This window comes from Micromonospora sp. NPDC049201, assembly GCF_055586805.1.
Map to the genome: position 1 here is coordinate 85875 of NZ_JBVJHM010000016.1, position 16616 is coordinate 102490.

Annotated in this window: 14 protein-coding genes; 9 read left to right on the top strand and 5 right to left on the bottom strand. The window is 72.7% G+C overall.

Annotated elements, in window-relative coordinates; genetic code table 11:
* Positions 1-59: 59 nt before the first annotated feature.
* Positions 60-2381: a glycoside hydrolase family 95 protein gene (locus tag ACZ6O5_RS28540; RefSeq protein ID WP_465981034.1), complete on the bottom strand. Its 2322-nt coding sequence runs from the start codon at positions 2379-2381 to the stop codon at positions 60-62.
* Between the two features lie 261 nt (positions 2382-2642).
* Between ACZ6O5_RS28540 and ACZ6O5_RS28545 the strand changes: the two genes are divergently transcribed.
* The 5 genes from ACZ6O5_RS28545 to ACZ6O5_RS28565 all read left to right on the top strand — a co-directional run bounded on the left by ACZ6O5_RS28545 (position 2643) and on the right by ACZ6O5_RS28565 (position 6057).
* Positions 2643-3359: a FadR/GntR family transcriptional regulator gene (locus tag ACZ6O5_RS28545; protein ID WP_465981036.1), complete on the top strand. Its 717-nt coding sequence runs from the start codon at positions 2643-2645 to the stop codon at positions 3357-3359.
* A 139-nt stretch (positions 3360-3498) separates the two neighbouring features.
* Positions 3499-4038 carry a fumarylacetoacetate hydrolase family protein gene (locus ACZ6O5_RS28550; protein WP_465981038.1) on the top strand — a complete coding sequence of 180 codons (540 nt, stop codon included), beginning with the start codon at positions 3499-3501 and terminating at the stop codon, positions 4036-4038.
* The gene (locus ACZ6O5_RS28555) at positions 4035-4877 is read left to right on the top strand and encodes an SDR family NAD(P)-dependent oxidoreductase (protein WP_465981040.1); all 843 of its coding nucleotides are present in this window, start codon (positions 4035-4037) and stop codon (positions 4875-4877) included. The genes ACZ6O5_RS28550 and ACZ6O5_RS28555 overlap by 4 nt, the downstream gene beginning before the upstream one ends.
* Positions 4877-5845, top strand: coding sequence for an aldo/keto reductase (locus ACZ6O5_RS28560; protein ID WP_465981042.1), 969 nt, complete (start codon positions 4877-4879; stop codon positions 5843-5845). Before ACZ6O5_RS28555 ends, ACZ6O5_RS28560 begins: the two co-directional genes overlap by 1 nt.
* Positions 5846-5898: 53 nt before the next feature.
* Positions 5899-6057: an LUD domain-containing protein gene (locus ACZ6O5_RS28565; RefSeq protein ID WP_465981044.1), complete on the top strand. Its 159-nt coding sequence runs from the start codon at positions 5899-5901 to the stop codon at positions 6055-6057.
* 1 nt (position 6058) lies between these two features.
* Here ACZ6O5_RS28565 and ACZ6O5_RS28570 read toward each other — a convergent pair whose 3' ends face one another.
* On the bottom strand, positions 6059-6670 hold the full coding sequence (locus ACZ6O5_RS28570; protein ID WP_465981046.1) for a DedA family protein: 612 nt from the start codon (positions 6668-6670) through the stop codon (positions 6059-6061).
* A 370-nt stretch (positions 6671-7040) separates the two neighbouring features.
* On the opposite strand from ACZ6O5_RS28570, the gene ACZ6O5_RS28575 reads away from it, so the two are divergent.
* Complete coding sequence (locus tag ACZ6O5_RS28575; RefSeq protein WP_465981048.1) at positions 7041-8504, top strand: endo-1,4-beta-xylanase; 1464 nt, start codon at positions 7041-7043, stop codon at positions 8502-8504.
* Positions 8505-8527: 23 nt separating this feature from the next.
* Complete coding sequence (locus ACZ6O5_RS28580; RefSeq protein WP_465981050.1) at positions 8528-9301, top strand: hypothetical protein; 774 nt, start codon at positions 8528-8530, stop codon at positions 9299-9301.
* Between the two features lie 151 nt (positions 9302-9452).
* Here ACZ6O5_RS28580 and ACZ6O5_RS28585 read toward each other — a convergent pair whose 3' ends face one another.
* Positions 9453-10337, bottom strand: a complete 885-nt coding sequence (locus ACZ6O5_RS28585) for an aminoglycoside phosphotransferase family protein (protein ID WP_465981052.1) — start codon at positions 10335-10337, stop codon at positions 9453-9455.
* Positions 10338-10732: 395 nt separating this feature from the next.
* On the opposite strand from ACZ6O5_RS28585, the gene ACZ6O5_RS28590 reads away from it, so the two are divergent.
* Positions 10733-12064, top strand: a complete 1332-nt coding sequence (locus ACZ6O5_RS28590) for a condensation domain-containing protein (RefSeq protein WP_465981054.1) — start codon at positions 10733-10735, stop codon at positions 12062-12064.
* A 100-nt stretch (positions 12065-12164) separates the two neighbouring features.
* Positions 12165-15317 (top strand): amino acid adenylation domain-containing protein, encoded by a 3153-nt coding sequence (locus ACZ6O5_RS28595; RefSeq protein ID WP_465981056.1) that lies wholly within the window; start codon positions 12165-12167, stop codon positions 15315-15317.
* 54 nt (positions 15318-15371) lie between these two features.
* Here the strand turns inward: ACZ6O5_RS28595 and ACZ6O5_RS28600 are convergent, their stop codons facing one another.
* Together ACZ6O5_RS28600 and ACZ6O5_RS28605 are read right to left on the bottom strand one after the other, a co-directional pair.
* The gene (locus ACZ6O5_RS28600) at positions 15372-16319 is read right to left on the bottom strand and encodes a C40 family peptidase (RefSeq protein WP_465981058.1); all 948 of its coding nucleotides are present in this window, start codon (positions 16317-16319) and stop codon (positions 15372-15374) included.
* The gene (locus ACZ6O5_RS28605) at positions 16316-16567 is read right to left on the bottom strand and encodes an acyl carrier protein (RefSeq protein WP_465981060.1); all 252 of its coding nucleotides are present in this window, start codon (positions 16565-16567) and stop codon (positions 16316-16318) included. Before ACZ6O5_RS28605 ends, ACZ6O5_RS28600 begins: the two co-directional genes overlap by 4 nt.
* Positions 16568-16616: the final 49 nt, after the last annotated feature.

Below are 16616 nucleotides of genomic sequence, written 5' to 3' on the forward strand. Positions count from 1 at the left end.
TCGGCGAGGGTGGCCGGCCGGCCGGCGGTCGAACGGCCGGCGGTAGCGGTCCGAGCCGGTCAGCCCGGCGTCACCCGCGCGAGCGACTCGGCCGCGTAGCGGTGTCCGGCGGTCGCGGTGAACCGGATCTCCGACCCGTCCCGGGTGACGTCGACCGGGCGGCGGGTGGCGCGGTCGGTGACCTGGAACCGGCCGTCGAACAAGGTGCTGCGGACCCGCAGCGGTCCGCCGCTGCCGGCGGTCAGCGTGATGCGGGTCGCGGTGCGCCCGCGCCACTCGGCGTCGACCGTGACGTCGCCGCGGGCGCGCAGGCCGCGGACCGAGCCGTCGGCCCAGTCGTCGGGGAGCGCGGGCAGCACGACGATGACGCCGCGGTGGCTCTGCAGCAGCATCTCCGCCACCCCCGCGGTGGCGCCGAAGTTGCCGTCGATCTGGAACGGCGGGTGGTTGCCCCACAGGTTGTCGAGCGTGCTCGACCTGAGCAGCTCGGAGAGCATCCGGTGGGAGTGGTTGCCGTGCCGCAGCCGGGCCCAGAAGTTGATCTTCCAGGCCTTGCTCCAGCCGGTACCGCCGGCACCCCGCGCGGTCAGCGAGACGTCCGCCGCCCTGGCGTACCCGGGCGTGGTCAGCGGGCAGATCTGCCGGCCGGGAAAGAGGCCGAACAGGTGCGAGACGTGCCGGTGCGTGTCGCCCTCGTCGTCCCAGTCCTCCTTCCATTCCCGCAACTGCCCCCACGAGCCGACCCGGATGCCCGGGTCGAGCTTGGCCAGCGTCTCGGCGATCCGGTCGCGGAACGCGGCGTCCGGCTCGCCCACCGTCGCGGCGGCCTCCGACACGTTGGTCAGCAGGTCCCACACGATCTGCTGGGACATCGACGCGCCGGCCGAGAAGTCGCCGTGCTCCGGGGAGAAGCTGGGGCTCACCACCAGCCTGCCGTCGCGCGGGTCGACGACCAACTCGTCGAGCCAGAACCGGGCCAGCTCCTTCATCAGCGGGTACGCCCGCTCGCGCAGGAACGTCTCGTCCCGGGTGAAGCGGTAGTGCTCGTGGTAGTGCTGCGCCAGCCAGGCCCCGGCCTCCGGCATCCAGAACGAGGTGGGGTGGTCGTGCACGCCGGTGAAGCCGAACGGGTTCGTCTCGTTGTGCACCACCCAGCCGCGGCTGTCGTAGATCTTCCTGGCGCTGATCCGGCCGGGCGCGACCATGGCGTCGACGTGGTCGAAGAACGGCAGGGTCGTCTCGGCGAGGTTCGTCGTCTCGGCGGGCCAGTAGTTCATCTGGAAGTTGATGTTGGTGTGGTAGTCCGCCGACCAGGGCGGGCTGGTCGAGTCGTTCCAGACGCCCTGCAGGTTCGCCGGCAGCGAGCCGGCCCGGGAGGACGCGATGAGCAGGTAGCGACCGTACTGGAAGAAGAGCACCTCCAGGGCCGTGCGGGCGGCCCGGTCCGCCCGCCCCCGCCGGTAGCTGAGCAGGAGCCGGTCGGTGGGGAGGGCCGGCATCCGCTGGCCGATGTCGAGCGTGAGCCGCCGGAACAGCTTCCGGTGGTCGCGGACGTGGGCGGCCCGCAACGCCGGGTACGGCGTGGCCGCCGCCGCGTCGACCCGCGCGGTCACCGCCGCGTGCGGGTCGTCTCCCCGGTACGTCGGATGGTCGTCGGCGTAGTCGGTGCCGGCGGCCAGGATCAGCGTGACGGCGTCCGCGCCCTCGACGGTGACCGTGCCGTCGCCGTTGTCGACCCGGGTGCCGCCGGTGTGAACCACCTGCACCTGCGCCTCGAAGCGCAGCCCGTTGTCGTCGAGGCGTCCACGGAGCGTGATCCGCCCGTACGCGGCGGAGAGGCGCCAAGACCGGTTGGACGCGGTGGTGACGGACGCGGTGAACCCGATGCCGCCCGGCCGGTCGGCGGTGAGCCGGGCGACCAGCACGTTGTCGGGGGCGGAGGCGAAGTACTCGCGGGTGTGGCGGACCCCGGCGACGGTGTACGCGACGCCGGCCGTGGCGTCGGAGATGTCGAGCTGCCGGCGGTAGTCGGTGTGGTCGTCCGGCGCGTCCGGGAAGGACAGCCGCACGTCGCCGAAGGGCTGGTAGCAGCCGAACCCGCTCCTCGGCTGTCCCAGCCTGCCGGCCACCCAGGACGGGTCGACCCGCGTGTCGGCGTTGATCCGCTGCCGGACCTCGTCGATCGCGCCGGGGCGCGGCGTGGTCCAGTCACCGAAGTCGTAGCCGGGGGAGCCGGGGCCGCCGGTCCACAGTGACTTCTCGTTGAACTGGAGCCGTTCGGCCCGGACCCCGCCGAAGACCGAGGCGCCGAGGGCGCCGTTGCCGATGGGCAGTGACTGCGACTCCCAGTCGGTGGCGGGCTTGTCGTACCAGAGGGTCATGCCGCTCGGCGGCGGTCCGGCGAGCGGGCCGGGCGGGTCGGGAGCCGCGCCGGCGGTCAACGCGGCGTCGCGGCGACGTGGGTGTCGGGGCGGGTCCGCGCTTTCGTCGTCGGGTACGGCATGGCAACCCCTCGGTCGTTCACACATCGGATGTGTTGCGGGGACGCTACCGGCGGCGCTGTCCCGTGAGCAAGGCGTCGCCCGGCACATTCGCCCGAGGCCGGGCCGATGACCTGCGGTGAGTACGCTCAAAGAGATCGGATGTTCAGCGAGGAGGTCGGGGTGCCCGTCACCGACGAGGCGATCGAGAAGATCAAGGCGATGATCGTCCAGGGCGAGCTCACGCCGGGCGCGCGCCTGCCCCGGGAGGCCGACCTGGCCGAGCGGCTGGGGTTGTCCCGCAACTCGTTGCGGGAGGCGGTCAAGGCGCTGTCGTTGATCCGGGTGCTGGACGTGCGTCAGGGCGACGGCACGTACGTCACCAGCCTGGAACCCGCGCTGCTGCTGGACGCGATCGGCTTCGTCGTGGACTTCCACCAGGACGACACGGTGTTGCAGTTCCTCGAGGTGCGCCGCGCGCTCGAACCGGCCGCGACGGAGCTGGCGGCGACCCGGATGACGGACGTTGACGTCGCCGGGCTGCGGACCATCCTCGCCGAGCTGGGGGAGTCGCCGAGTGTGGAGGAACTGGTCGCCAACGACCTGCGGTTCCACCACCACATCGCGGCCGGTTCGGGCAACAAGGTGCTGTGCTCGCTGATCGACAGCCTGTCCGGGCCGACGACCCGGGCCCGGATCTGGCGGGGGCTCACCCAGGAGGGCGCCGTGCGCCGCACCCGGGAACAGCACGAGGCGATCTGCGAGGCGATCGAGGCGCGCCGGCCGGACGTGGCGCGCGCCTGGGCGACGGTCCATGTCGCCGGCGTCGAGCTGTGGCTCCGCAACGCCCTCGGCGGGCCCGGTCAGCCGCCGGCCTGACCGCCGCCGCCCGCCGGGCCGCTCTCGGGGAAGGTCATCCGATCTCTTGCGGCGAATGACGCGACCCCTCTTGCCGCACAATTGGTTGCTCCACTATACAAATCAGGCGACAGATCCGATGTCTGGCCGGGGGTGTGGAGTGAAGCTGCTTCGAGTGGGGGCGGTCGGCCAGGAACGTCCGGCGGCGTTGGACGCGGACGGTCGGCTCGTGGACCTCTCCGGCGTGGCGACCGAGATCGACGGAGCGTTCCTCGCCGGCGGGGGCGTCGAGGTGGCGCGAGCCGCGGTCGCGGGCGGTGAACTGCCCGTGCTCGCGGATCCCGCGCTGCGGACCGGCGCCCCGATCACCCGCCCCGGCAAGATCGTGTGCGTCGGGCTGAACTACGCCGATCACGCGGCGGAGACCGGCGTCGAGCCGCCGGCCGAGCCGGTGAGCGTCAACGGACGCCGCCGCCAGGACGGCCACACCGCGAACATGTTCTTCCCGGTCGCCGAGATCATCCGCTACGTCAGCCGGTTCATGGTGCTCGAACCGGGCGACCTCATCAACACCGGCACCCCGGCCGGAGTGGCGCTGGGCCTGCCGGACCCCAAGCCCTACCTGCGCGCCGGCGACGTCGTCGAGGTCGAGATCGACGGCCTCGGCAGCCAACGCCAGACCGTGGGGCAGGCCCCGTGACCGCCGAGTTCAGCGGCCTGCGGGCCGTGGTGACCGGCGGCGGCTCCGGCATCGGCCTGGCCACCGCCCGGCTGCTCGCCGCGCGGGGAGCGGCCGTCGCCTGCCTCGACCTGGACCCCGGCGGCGTGCCCGCCCCGCTGCACGCCCTGCGCTGCGACGTCACCGACGACGCCTCGGTGATCCAGGCGGTGGCCGCCGCGGCCGACCGCCTCGGCGGCATCGACATCCTGGTCAACAACGCCGGCGTCGGCGCCCGGGGCACCGTCGAGGCGAACCCGGACGACGAGTGGCACCGGGTCTTCGACGTCAACGTCGTCGGCGTCGTCCGGGTCACCCGGGCGGCCCTGCCGGCACTGCGCGCCTCGACCCACGCCGCCGTGGTCAACACCTGTTCGATCGCGGCGAGCGTCGGGCTGCCCGACCGGGCGCTCTACAGCGCGACCAAGGGCGCCGTGCAGGCCCTGACCCTCGCCATGGCCGCCGACCACGTGGCCGAGGGCATCCGGGTCAACTGCGTCAACCCCGGCACCGCCGACACTCCCTGGGTCCGCCGACTGCTCGACACGACCGCCGACCCGGCCGCCGAACTCGCCGCGCTGCGCGCCCGGCAGCCCCTGGGCCGGCTGGTCTCCGCCGACGAGGTGGCCGCCGCCATCGCCTACCTGGCCGGTCCGCTGGCCGCCGCCACCACCGGAACCGTGCTCGCCGTGGACGGCGGCATGCACGGCCTGCGCCCCCGCCCGGCCGCCCCGGCCGGCGACGAGCCGTCGTCGTCGCCGACCCGGGGGAGCCCGGCCGGGTCGCCCGACGGCCCGGCCCAGGGCCGACGGGAGCGGTGATGAGGACCAGCCGGGTGGGCCGCTCGGCGGTCCGGGTCACCGAGATCGGGTTCGGGGCGGCCGGGATCGGCAACCTGTACCGGACCGTCGCGGACGACGACGCCCGCGGCGCCGTCGACGCCGCGTGGCAGGCCGGGATCCGCTACTACGACACCGCCCCGCACTACGGGCTCGGCCTGTCCGAGCGCCGCCTCGGCGCGGCCCTCGCCGCCCGGCCCCGCGACCGGTTCACCGTCTCCACCAAGGTGGGCCGCCTCCTGGTGCCGTCGCCGGGCACCGCCGACCGGCGCGACGACGCGGGCGGGTTCGACGTGCCCGCCGACCACGAGCGCCGGTGGGACTTCAGCGCCGACGGGGTACGCCGCTCGCTGGAGTCCAGCCTGGACCGTCTCGGCCTGGACCGGGTGGACGTGGTGCTGATCCACGACCCGGACGACCACTGGCGGCAGGCGGTCGACGAGGCGTACCCGGCCCTGCACGAGCTGCGTGACCAGGGCGTGGTCGGCGCGATCGGGGTCGGCATGAACCAGTGGCAGACGCTGGACCGGTTCGTCACCGACACCGACGTGGACACCGTCATGCTCGCCGGCCGCTACACCCTGCTCGACCAGTCCGCGCAGCGGATCCTGCTGCCCCGCTGCCGGGAACGCGGCGTGGGGGTGCTCGCCGCCGGCGTGTTCAACAGCGGTGTGCTCGCCACCGACACGCCCGGCCGCACCTACGACTACCGGCCGATCCCGGCCGCGTTGTACGCCAGGGCGCTGCGGATCGCCGAGGTGTGCCGCGCCCACGGCGTCACCCTGCCGCAGGCGGCGATGGCCTTCGTCGCGCGGCATCCGGCCGTCGCGACGCTGGTGCTCGGCGCGAAGACACCGGCCCAGGTGCGGCGGAACGTCACGCTCGCCGCCGCCCCGGTCCCCGACGCGCTCTGGGCCGACCTCGTCGCGGAGGGGCTCATCGAACCGTGATCGTGGACGACGCTGGGTGGTCTCCCCGTCCGCGTCCGGCGATCGTCGGCACCGTGCGCGAGGCCGTCGCCCGGCTGGACGGCGCGCGTCCGTTGCCGTGGATCAGCGGCCCGTCCGCCACGAGCGACATCGAACTGAACCGGGTCGAGGGCGTGCACGGCCCCCGGAACCTCGTCGTGCTGGTCGTCGCCCCGGGCACCGGCGGCGGATGACCTACGACGCGGCGCCGTCCCGGCGACGGGCCAGTCGCCAGCCGACGTAGGCGAGCGTGAGAACGACCGCGGCGGCGATCAGGTACCACCCGAACCGGTGCAGGTCCACGAGGACGGCCCGCAGGTGGTCGCCGGTCAGGTAGCCGGCCGTCGTCCACAGTCCCACCCAGGCGGCGGCGCCGAGCGCGTTGTAGGCCACGAAGCGCCGCCACGGCATGCCGGTGGTGCCGGCGACGACCCCGTTGAACTGCCGCAGACCGTCCACGAAGCGGGCGGCGGCGACGAGCTTCGGGCCGTGGCGGCTCATCACCGCCTCCAGCCGGGCGAACCGGTCCGGGTCCAGACGCAGGCGGCGGCCGTGGCGCAGGACGAGCCGACGGCCGCCGTGACGGCCGATCAGGTAGCCGATACTGTCCCCGGCCACCGCGGCCAGGAACGCGGTGGCCGCCACGGCGACGACGCTCAGCCGGCCGTGGGACGCATACCCGGCGGCGAGGACGATCGCGGTCTGGCCCGGAGCCGGGACGCCGAAGCCCTCCACGCCGACGAGCAGGGCGAGCCCCGGGTAGCCGTAGTGGCTCACCAGGTCGGTGAGCAGCCGGAACGGGCTCACCGGCCGGTCCCGGGAAGGCGGCCCACCACGTCGACGAGCCTAGCCGGCGCGAGCGTCGGCCGGTGGTCCCGGCTGCCGACTCACCCCGTCGGGGACGCGGGGCCTGTCGCGCATCGAATTGATTCGATATAGCATCGCGGCAGGGCAGCGTCACTCCGACCGGGCGCACGACGCGGAGTGTTCGCCATCCACCGGCGGACCGGGTAGCCGGCCGGTGGTCACCGATTCGGACGCGGCCGGGTGGACGCCACGACGGCGTCACCTGCCGCGTGCTGGTCCCGCCGCGAGCGCGGTACGCCGACCGTCGATCGGCCGGATCCCGTGCCGTGCGCGGCAACGGACCAGACCGCACACCGAGGAGTAGGCACAGATGAACGACGTACCCGATCGACCGCGACGCCGGAGCAGGAGCGCCGCCAGGCTGCTCCTGGGCGGCGCCTGCGCCCTGGCGGTCACGGTGTCCTCGATGGCCGTGGCCACCTTCGCCAGCGCCGATCTCAGCGGACCGCCCGGAACCACCCTGAAGGCCGCGGCCGAGCGCAGCGGCCGGTACTTCGGCGCCGCGATGGGCGGTGACCGGCTCACCGACCAGGGCTTCCTGACCATCGCGAACCGCGAGTTCGACATGATGACGGCCGTCAACGAGATGAAGCCCGACGCGACCGAGCCCAACCCGGGCCAGTTCGACTTCCGGGCCGGTGACGCGATCTACAACTGGGCCACCCAGCACGGCATGCGGGTCCGGGGTCACACGCTGGCCTGGCACGCCCAGCAGCCGAGGTTCTGGGGAAGTCTCAGCGGCAGCGCCCTGCGGCAGGCGATGATCGACCACATCAACGGCGTGATGGCCCACTACCGGGGCAAGCTGGCCTACTGGGACGTGGTGAACGAGGCGTTCGCCGAGAACGGCAGCCGGCGGTCGTCGAACCTGCAGTCCACCGGCAACGACTGGATCGAGGTGGCGTTCCGGACCGCGCGCGCCGCCGACCCGTCGGTCAAGCTCTGCTACAACGACTACAACATCGAGAACTGGACGTACGCCAAGACGCAGGGCGTCTACAACATGATCAAGGACTTCAGGGCCCGGGGCGTCCCGGTCGACTGCGTCGGTCTGCAGACCCACTTCACCGGTGGCAGTTCGCTGCCGTCCACCTTCCAGACCACGCTGTCGAGCTTCGCCGCCCTCGGCGTCGACGTGGCGCTGACCGAGGCCGACGTCACCAACGCCTCGACCAGCCAGTACCAGGGCCTCACCCAGGCCTGCATGAACGTGCCCCGCTGCGTCGGCATCACGACGTGGGGCATCCGGGACAGCGACTCCTGGCGTGGCAACGAGAACCCACTGCTGTTCGACCGCAACAGCAACCCCAAGGCGGCGTACGGCGCCGTGCGCGACGCTCTCAACGCCGCCTCCACCACGGTGCCGGGCACGACCACCCCGCCGACCACCGCGCCGCCGACCACGACCCCGCCGACCACCGTGCCGCCGACCACCACCCCGCCGACCACGCCGCCCGCCACCGGGCAGCCCGGCGCGTGCACCGCGACATATCGCATGGTCAACAGCTGGAGCGGCGGCTTCCAGGGCGAGGTCACCGTGACCAACAACGGCTCCACCACGCTCACCGGCTGGACCGTGCGGCTGACGCTGGCCGGTGGGCAGACCATCGCCAACGTCTGGAACGGCGTCAACACCGGCACCAGCGGCACGGTCGGCGTCCGCAACGCCGACTACAACGGGTCGCTCGGCGCGAACGCCTCGACCACCTTCGGATTCCTGGTCAACGGCAGCAGCAACGCCGCCCCCGGCGGCCTCTCCTGCACCAGCCCCTGACCGACGACACGTGGAGGATGATCATGCGTAGGTTCCTCGCGGTGTTCGCCGCCGCCCTGACGCTCGGCACCGTCGCCGGCAGCGGGCCGGCCGGCGCGTCGACCTCGGTCCCGCGGTCGTGCCCCCGCGGCCTGCTCTTCTGCGAGGACTTCGAGCGACTGCCCCCGGGCGGGCCCCGCACGCTGAAGTGGGGCGTGGACACCCGCCACGGCACGCTCACCGTCGAGCGGGCCCGCCGGGGCAACCAGGTGCTGCACGTCCACACGGTCGACAACGGGCGCGCCTTCCTGCGCGTGGACGACGTCGCCGCGCCGGGTAACCGCCTCTACGGCCGGATGCGGCTGCGCGTCGACGCGTTCCCCACCGCCCCGGACTGGGCGCACTTCACGTTGGTGGAGGTGACCGGCGCCGGCAGCGCGGAGGTCGTCCGCCCGGTCGGTGGTCAGTACGCGCCCACGGTTCCCGGCACCTTCTGGGGGATCGGCGCGGACGGCGGCCCGACCGGCGACTGGACCAACTGGCGGGAGTCCGCCCCGGTCACCGAGGACACCTGGCAGTGCGTCGAGTGGCGGCTGGACGCGACGGACAACCGGGTCGCGGTGTGGATCGACGGCGTGGCGAACCCGGAGCTGACCGCGTCCACGACCGAACACGGCGGCAACGACGTGCCCTTCGTCCTGCCGACCGTCGACACCGTGAAGATCGGCTGGCAGCTCTACCAGGGTGGCACCACGCCTGGCGAGTTCGACCTCTGGATCGACGACGTCGCCCTGTCCGGCAGGCGGCTCGGCTGCTGACCGGACCCCCGCTGGGGAACGCCTGGCCGGTGCTCACCGGCCAGGCGTTCCGCCCACAGAGGTCGGGGACGCGGCCGGACGCCGCTCCGGCCCGGCCGCGGTGGCGCGACGCGGCGTCCGCCGGCCGCGGAGCCGGCCAGGGGATCGCGGATCAGTCGTGGCGGTGCCGCACGATGTAGTCGAGGTAGCGAATCGTGTCCTCGCGGTCGGCTGGGCTTATCGATTCCCACAGGTCGGCCAGCCAGTAGAGCGAGCCGGACAGCATCCAGGCCCAACCGCGTACCCAGGTCGCCTCGTCGAAGCCGAGCGCCTCCCGGTAGGCGGCCCGCGCGCGGGCGTCGAACAGGCTCCAGCCCGGCCGGACCTCGACCGCCGGATCGCCGAGGCCGAGACCACCGAAGTCGATCACCCCGGTGAGCCTGCCCCGGTCGACCAGCAGGTTGCCCGCCAGGAGGTCACCGTGCAGCCACACCGGCGGACCGGGCCACTCGTCGACCGCCATCGCCTCGTCCCAGGCCGCGGTCACCGCGCGCCCGTCGATCCGATCACCCAGCTCCGCGATCGATCGACGGGTGAGTTCGTCCCGTTGCGCCAACGGCACACCGCGTTGGATCCCCTCCTTGACCGGCCCGCCCATCGGGTCGATCGCGATCATCGCGCGGACGAAGCCGGCGAGGTCGACGGCGACGTCCACGAGGTCCTGCCCGTTCTCCGGGTTGTGCCCGTCCAGCCACGGGACGACCGTCCACGGCCACGGGTAGTCCCCGGCGGGCCGGCCGACCGCGACCGGGGCGGGCACCGGCACCGGCAGGTGCGGCGCCAGCTTCGGCAACCAGGTCGTGTCGGTCGTCACCTGGTCGACCGCCCAGGGTGCCCGGGGCAGCCGTGCGGTCAGGGAATCGCCGAGCCGGAACAACGCGTTGTCGGTGCCGGTCAGCGGCTGCGCGTCGATCGGCAGGCGTGACCATTCGGGGAACTGCTCGTCGATCAGGGCGCGAACCTGCTCGACAGTTACGACGATCTCTCCGGGGCGCATCGGAGCGACCGTAGGACCAACTCGGTGGGCCTGTCAATCCAATTCGGTTCGGCGCGCCTTTGACCGACTCCGCCGCCGCGGGATCCGCAGCGAGTGGCATGCGGTATCGGGCGACCACGCGGGAACCGGCCGAGCGTCGCCACCCGGTAGGGTCCGGTGAATGACCGCCGACTATGGCTATTCGACGGCTGAACCGCAGTGCGTGGGCCCGGTTCGTCGGAGCGGTGACGTCATTGCGACGCTGCGGGGCCTGGGGTAGGGTCGCGGAACCATTCCTGAAAGGTCGACATGCTCCAATGTGACGGCTCGCGTCCCGGTGGTGATCGGTCAACCGGTTCCTGACCGCTCGTGAAGCGCGACATCGCGTTCTCGAAGCCCGCTCGAAGGAGTTGAGTGTGTCCGCCGCATTCCGGCCCGAGAGCCCCGACCAGGGCGTGCCCGAGGCAGTCGGAGAGTTGATTCCCGCCACGACCACCCAGACGAAGCGACTCGCGTTGCTTCGCGGTCCTGACCGTTGGTGGAAGAACCCGCACGTGCGGGCCTACTCCTACCCCGGCCGACTCGACGTGTCACGTCTGGCGCAGGCCCTGCATCTGGTCGCTCGACGGCACAGCGGCCTGCGGATCCACTTTCATCCGGACGATCCGATCGACGCGGCCCGTTGCCTGACGCCGGATGCCGTGACCGTGCCGTTTCGGGAAATGACGGCCGGCTCCGATCCGGCAGCGGCCCAGGCCGAGGCGTTCGCCTGGTTGGCGCAACTCATCTCGCCGTACGAGCCACCGTTGTTCCGTGCGCTCGTGCTGCACCGTTCCGACGACGACCTGTTCGGCCTCTCCGTCGAACAGAGCATCCTGGACCATCCGGGTGCGATGGCCATGTACGCCGACCTCACCGAGGTGTACGACGGCCTGGCCAGCCGCCCCGCGTCCGCCTTCGAGGAACCGCAGACCGACGCCACGCGCTTCGCCCACGACGAACGTGACTGGTTCGCGAGCGACGACGCCGCGAAGACGCTCGCCTGGTGGGACGAGTACAACGAAGGACTCGGCGCCTATCCGGGCCTGGACCTGCCCGCGTCGGGGGAGGTCGACTCCTGGGCCCCGATCATCAACTACGACCTGCCGTTGTCGGTCGACGACACCGCCCGGCTGCGGCAGCACGCCCGGCGGTTGCGGCTCACGACGACGATGCTGGCCTCCGCGGCGACCGCGGTGACGCTGCGTGCCTACGGCCACTCCGAGGACGTGCGGTTCCTGTTCGCCACGTCCAGGCGCATCTGGCCCGGTACGGACCGGGTGGTCGGGTACTTCTCGAACCGGATGATGCTGCGCCTGCCGGTTTCCGCGCAGGACACGCTCCAGTCGCTGGCGCCCCGGGTGCGACTCGGACTGCTCGAATCGGTCGAACACAGCATGTACAGCCACGAGGAGTACGTCCGCGCCCGGTATCCGGATGCGTACGACCGGGAACCGACCTGCTACGGGTACCTCAACATGGCCGAGTACCTGCCGGCGCCGTCCCTCGACGGACTGTCGCTCACCCCGGAGCCCGTGCCCATGCCCCGTCGGGACTTCCACCAGCCGGGCCTGGCCCTGGCGCTGCGGCTCTACCCCGACCGCCCGGCGGTGGCCAACGGCTCGTGCGCGCAGGGCATGTACCCGCGTGCGTTCGTCGAGGAGATCGTCCAGGCGTTCGCCCGCTCATGCGTCGGCGCCACGCCGTGAGCAGGTGCCACACCGATCCGTGGCGCCTGTCGTCGCGGTCCCGGCGGCCCGGCCCGTACGCGTTCACCGAAGGTCCGTTCGCTGCAACTGGAGGTCGTCGGTGAGCGTGTCCATGACCGGCATGACCCATGTGTCCTACGACCCGACGCCGGGTGTCGGCACCCCGTCGCCCGTCACGTCCTGCGTACCCGACCTGTTCGCACAGCGGGTTCGCGCCACGCCCGACGCGGTCGCGGTCGTCAGCGGGGGGATCGACCACTCCTACGCGGAGGTCAACCGGCGGGCCAACCGGATCGCGCACCGGCTGCGGGCCCTGGGGGTGGGCGCCGACTCGTTGGTCGGGGTGTTCGCCGAACGCTCGGTCGACCTGGTCGCGGCCGTGCTCGGGGTGGGCAAGGCCGGGGGCGCTTTCGTGCCGCTGGACCCGAGCCAGCCCGCGACGCGGGTGCGGGAGCTGGTCGACGGGTCCGGGGTCGGTCACGTGCTCGCGCAGGACCACCTGCGCGACGTCCTCGCCGGCCTGCGAGCGGTCACGGTCGACACCGACTGCGCCGACATGCCCGAGGACGACCCGCAGGTCGACGTGAGCCTGCGCGATCTCGTCTACGTCATCCACACGTCGGGATCGACGGGCACCCCCAAGGGTGTGATGGTCGAGCACGTCGGGCTGGCCAACTACCTCGGTTGGCTGGGCGCGGAGCTCGCCGCGGGCGCGCCGGTGTCGAGTCTGCTGCACAGCTCGATCGGTTTCGACTTCTCCTTCTCGAGCCTGTTCCTGCCGTTGGTGACCGGTGGCAGGCTGGTGCTCGCCGACCCGCACCTGCCCATCGACGACCTCCCGGCGCTGATCCAGGACCCGGGCCTCGACCTGGTCCGGCTCACGCCCTCCCACGTGGACGTGCTCGCCTCGACGTTCGGCGACCGCGGTGGCCTGCCCGGGCCGCGCGTGTTCCTGATCGGTGGCGAGATCCTCCGCGCCGGGCAGCTCGCGGTGATCCGTCGGCTCTTCCCCACCTCCACCGTCTACAACCACTACGGTCCGAGCGAGGGCGTGATCGGCCGCTGTGCCATGCGCTTGACGGAGGGCGCAACCTTCCGGCTCGCCGACTACGCCGCGCAGGACCCGATGCCGGTCGGTCGCCCGATCGCGGGCACCGACATCCACCTGGACCCGTCCACCGCCGGCGAGCACGGCGACGGCGTGGGCGAACTCCTCATCTCCGGAATCGGCCTGGCGCGTGGATATCTCGGCCTGCCCGAACTCACCGACGAGCGCTTCCCGGCCGTCGCCGACGGGCGGGGCCGGGTGTACCGCACAGGTGACCTCGCCCGGCTCGACCACCACGGCAACCTGGTGATCCTCGGCCGGTCCGACGATCAGGTCAAGATCCGTGGCCATCGGGTGGAGCCGGGTGAGATCGCCGCGCGGATCGCCGGACTGCCGGGGGTGGCGAAGGCGGTCGTCCTCAAGGCCGACGAGCCCAGGGTGTCCCTGATCGCATTCGTCGTGCCGGCCGGGTCCGCCTCGGTGGCGGCCGACGGGCTCCGCGCCGCCCTCGCGTCGCAGGTGCCCGCCCACCTCGTGCCGCAGCGCTTCGAGGTCGTCGCCGAGCTGCCGCTCACCCGCAACGGAAAGGTCGACAAGCGGGCCCTGCTGTCCGACCTGGGCACCGGGGGCAGCGCCCGCCCGGAGCCGGCCGTTGCCGAGACGGACGGGGCGGGCATCCTGCGGTCCGTCCAGCGCATCTGGGGCACCGTCCTGGGCGTCGAGGAGGTGTCGGCCGAGGACGACTTCCTCGCGCTGGGCGGCGACTCGATCAGCGCGATGCGGATCGTCGCCGAATGCCGGCGGATCGGTGTCGAACTCACCAGCGCGGCCGTCCTGGGCACGCTGTCGCTGCGCGAGTCGCTCGACAAGGCGGTGGTTCGGCCCACGACCGTTCCGGCCAGCTCCCCGGTGCCGGAGCCCGCCACGCCGGTCGCGCTCACCCCCGTCCAACGGTGGTTCACCGCCCAGGACCTGACCGATCGGAACCTGTTCAACCAGGGCGTCGTGCTGACGCTGCCGCCGGACCACGACCCCGGTCGGTTGCGCGCGGCGTTCGCTCGGATCGTCGAACGGCACCAGGCCCTGCGGCTGCGCTTCGGCCAGCACGGCGGCGAATGGCATCAGTTCGAGGATGCCGGCGCCGAGGCCGTGATCGATGTCGGCACGTGGGACTCCGCCGCCGGACCCGATGGTTGGCGTGCGGTGGTGCGCTCCGCCGACGAGTCCCTCGACATCCGCTCCGGGCCCGTCATCCGCGCGGTGGTGGCCCGCGACGAGGCCGGGTCCGCGCCCGACCGGATCGCCCTGGTGGCGCACCACCTGGTGGTCGACACGATCTCCTGGCGCACGTTGGTGGGTGAGCTCGTCGCCGGCTACCACGCGCCGGCCACCGGCCACGGGACACCCGACGACGTGCCGCCGGGATTCCTGACCTGGGCGCGTACGGTGGAGCGGCTCGCGACCAGCGGGCGGTTGTCGGGGCAGGCCGGGTACTGGGCGCGACAGACGACGGCCGGCGGCGCGATCGCCGACCTGTTCGGCGATCCCGGTCGCTACGCCGACGCGCGCCGCACCGAGATCCGCCTGGACCGGGCGGACACGGCCGCGGTACGCAGGCTCGCGGCCGCTCATGGGCTCCGCGGCGATGTGCCCGCCCTGACGGCCACGCTGTCCGCGCTCGCGGCCTGCGGCGACAGCGACGAGGTGACGCTGTCGCTCGAGTCGCACGGCAGGGTCGAGAGCTGGGGGAAGGAGCCCGTCGCCGCGACCGTGGGCTGGTTCACCGCCCGGTTCCCGCAGCGGTTCGACGTGGACCGCTCGCAGGCGGCCCAGGACGTCGAGGGCCGCGTGCACGACACGCTCGCGGCGATTCCGGACCTGGGCGCCGGCTACGGCATACTCACGTCGCACCGACCTCCCGAACCGGTGGTGTCGTTCAACTTCCTCGGGGACCTGCGTACGCCGTCGACGCTGTCGGCCGACGGCTGGCACGTCCACGACTGGTGGCACTGGCAGCGTGACCCGGCCGGGGTCAGGCCCTGTGCGCTCGAGGTCACGGGGGCCTACCTCGACGACGAACTGGTGCTGAGGTTCGTCGCACCCGAGAACCCGGTGTACGCGCGGGTCGCGGCCGCGGTGGAGCGGTACCTGCGTTCGTTCGCCGCGGACACCGGCAAGCGGCGGCTGGCCGAGCGGCTCACCTGACCTCGGACGATCCCCTGGTCCGGGGTTCGGCCGGGCGTCCCCGCGGCCGGTCGTTCACCGGCCCGGACGGTCGGCCGGCGACAGCAGTCTCCGGCCGCCGACGACGTGCTTCCGCTGGTCGATCGGCCCGCCGTCCACGCAGCCGCCGGCGCTCTGGGCGGTGTGCAGCAGCGAGCCCGGGCCGGTGTTGATCCCGCAGTGATGGGGCTTCGCCGTGGGTGACCGCATGAAGTAGACGATGTCGCCGGGCTGGAGGTCCGCCACCGGTATGTCCTCGCCGAGGTCGAAGGCGTCCTCGGTGTCCCGGGGGAACGACTGCCCGAATCGGCGGTACAACTGGTGGATCAGGCCCGAGCAGTCGAACCCGAGCCCGTGGATGCCACCGGGCAGGAAACCCACGCCCACGAACCGGCGTGCCAGCGCGACGAACTCGTCGCCGGTCGGCAACGGACCGGACTTGTGCCAGGAGGCGACGTCGGTCTCCGGTAGCCATCCACGCCCATCGGCGGGGAGGTTCACCTGCACCCACCCCGCGACCCGATCGACCTCGGGCAGGATCGTGCCGAAGCTGACGTCCACGACCACCGGTTCGCCGTCGGGTACGGCCAGCAGATCCGCCGCCGGGGCGGTGACCACCACCCGGGCGCCCGTCTCGACGGCGGGCGTCGCCAGCTGCACCAGGGGGATCCAGCCCGGATAGCCACTGCTGTCCTTGTGCGACGGTTGCGACGGCGCCACCACCCTGGCCCAGCCGTCCACCTCCGCGTCCACACGGACCACGTCGCCGAGCAGGATCTGGGACTCGAGGCGGCCCCGCAGTTGCCTGCGTGTCGGCGGGTCCTGCCCGTCGAGCCAGTCGCGGAGGCTGACCGGGCTGCCGAGCACCGCCGCGTCCTGTTCCCGCGGCGCGTCCGGCGCGGACCAGAGGCCCGCGGCGGCGACGCACACCGCGCGAAGCTCTGCCCGACCGGGCCGGTCCGGGAGGCGGGCGGGCGTGGTCACGACCGGCTCTCCTCACGCAGGGACGTGATCGCGGCGGCCAACTCGACCGGCGTCGGGTTGTCGAGGATGAACCTCACATCGACGTCCTTCCCCGCGCGCTCGCTGATCGGCGGCAGCATCCTGAGCGCCAACAGCGAGTCGCCACCGAGTTCGAAGAAATCCTCCGAGGGGTGGATCCCCTCGATGTCCAGGGTCCGCTCCCAGAGGTCGAGCACGAACCGCTGGGTCTCACTGCCTTCACCGTGCATTCCGCTACCTCCGACCTGGACGCGGGCGACGCGCCCTCTCGACCCGACC

What these genes read in the sequence shown, in the direction of transcription:
- ACZ6O5_RS28575 (WP_465981048.1), top strand. Translation starts at nt 7,041, where the DNA reads ATGAACGACGTACCCGATCGACCGCGACGCCGGAGCAGGAGCGCCGCC.
- ACZ6O5_RS28545 (WP_465981036.1), top strand. Translation starts at nt 2,643, where the DNA reads ATGTTCAGCGAGGAGGTCGGGGTGCCCGTCACCGACGAGGCGATCGAG.
- ACZ6O5_RS28540 (WP_465981034.1), bottom strand. Translation starts at nt 2,381, where the DNA reads ATGACCCTCTGGTACGACAAGCCCGCCACCGACTGGGAGTCGCAGTCA.
- ACZ6O5_RS28585 (WP_465981052.1), bottom strand. Translation starts at nt 10,337, where the DNA reads ATGCGCCCCGGAGAGATCGTCGTAACTGTCGAGCAGGTTCGCGCCCTG.
- ACZ6O5_RS28560 (WP_465981042.1), top strand. Translation starts at nt 4,877, where the DNA reads ATGAGGACCAGCCGGGTGGGCCGCTCGGCGGTCCGGGTCACCGAGATC.
- ACZ6O5_RS28580 (WP_465981050.1), top strand. Translation starts at nt 8,528, where the DNA reads ATGCGTAGGTTCCTCGCGGTGTTCGCCGCCGCCCTGACGCTCGGCACC.
- ACZ6O5_RS28605 (WP_465981060.1), bottom strand. Translation starts at nt 16,567, where the DNA reads ATGCACGGTGAAGGCAGTGAGACCCAGCGGTTCGTGCTCGACCTCTGG.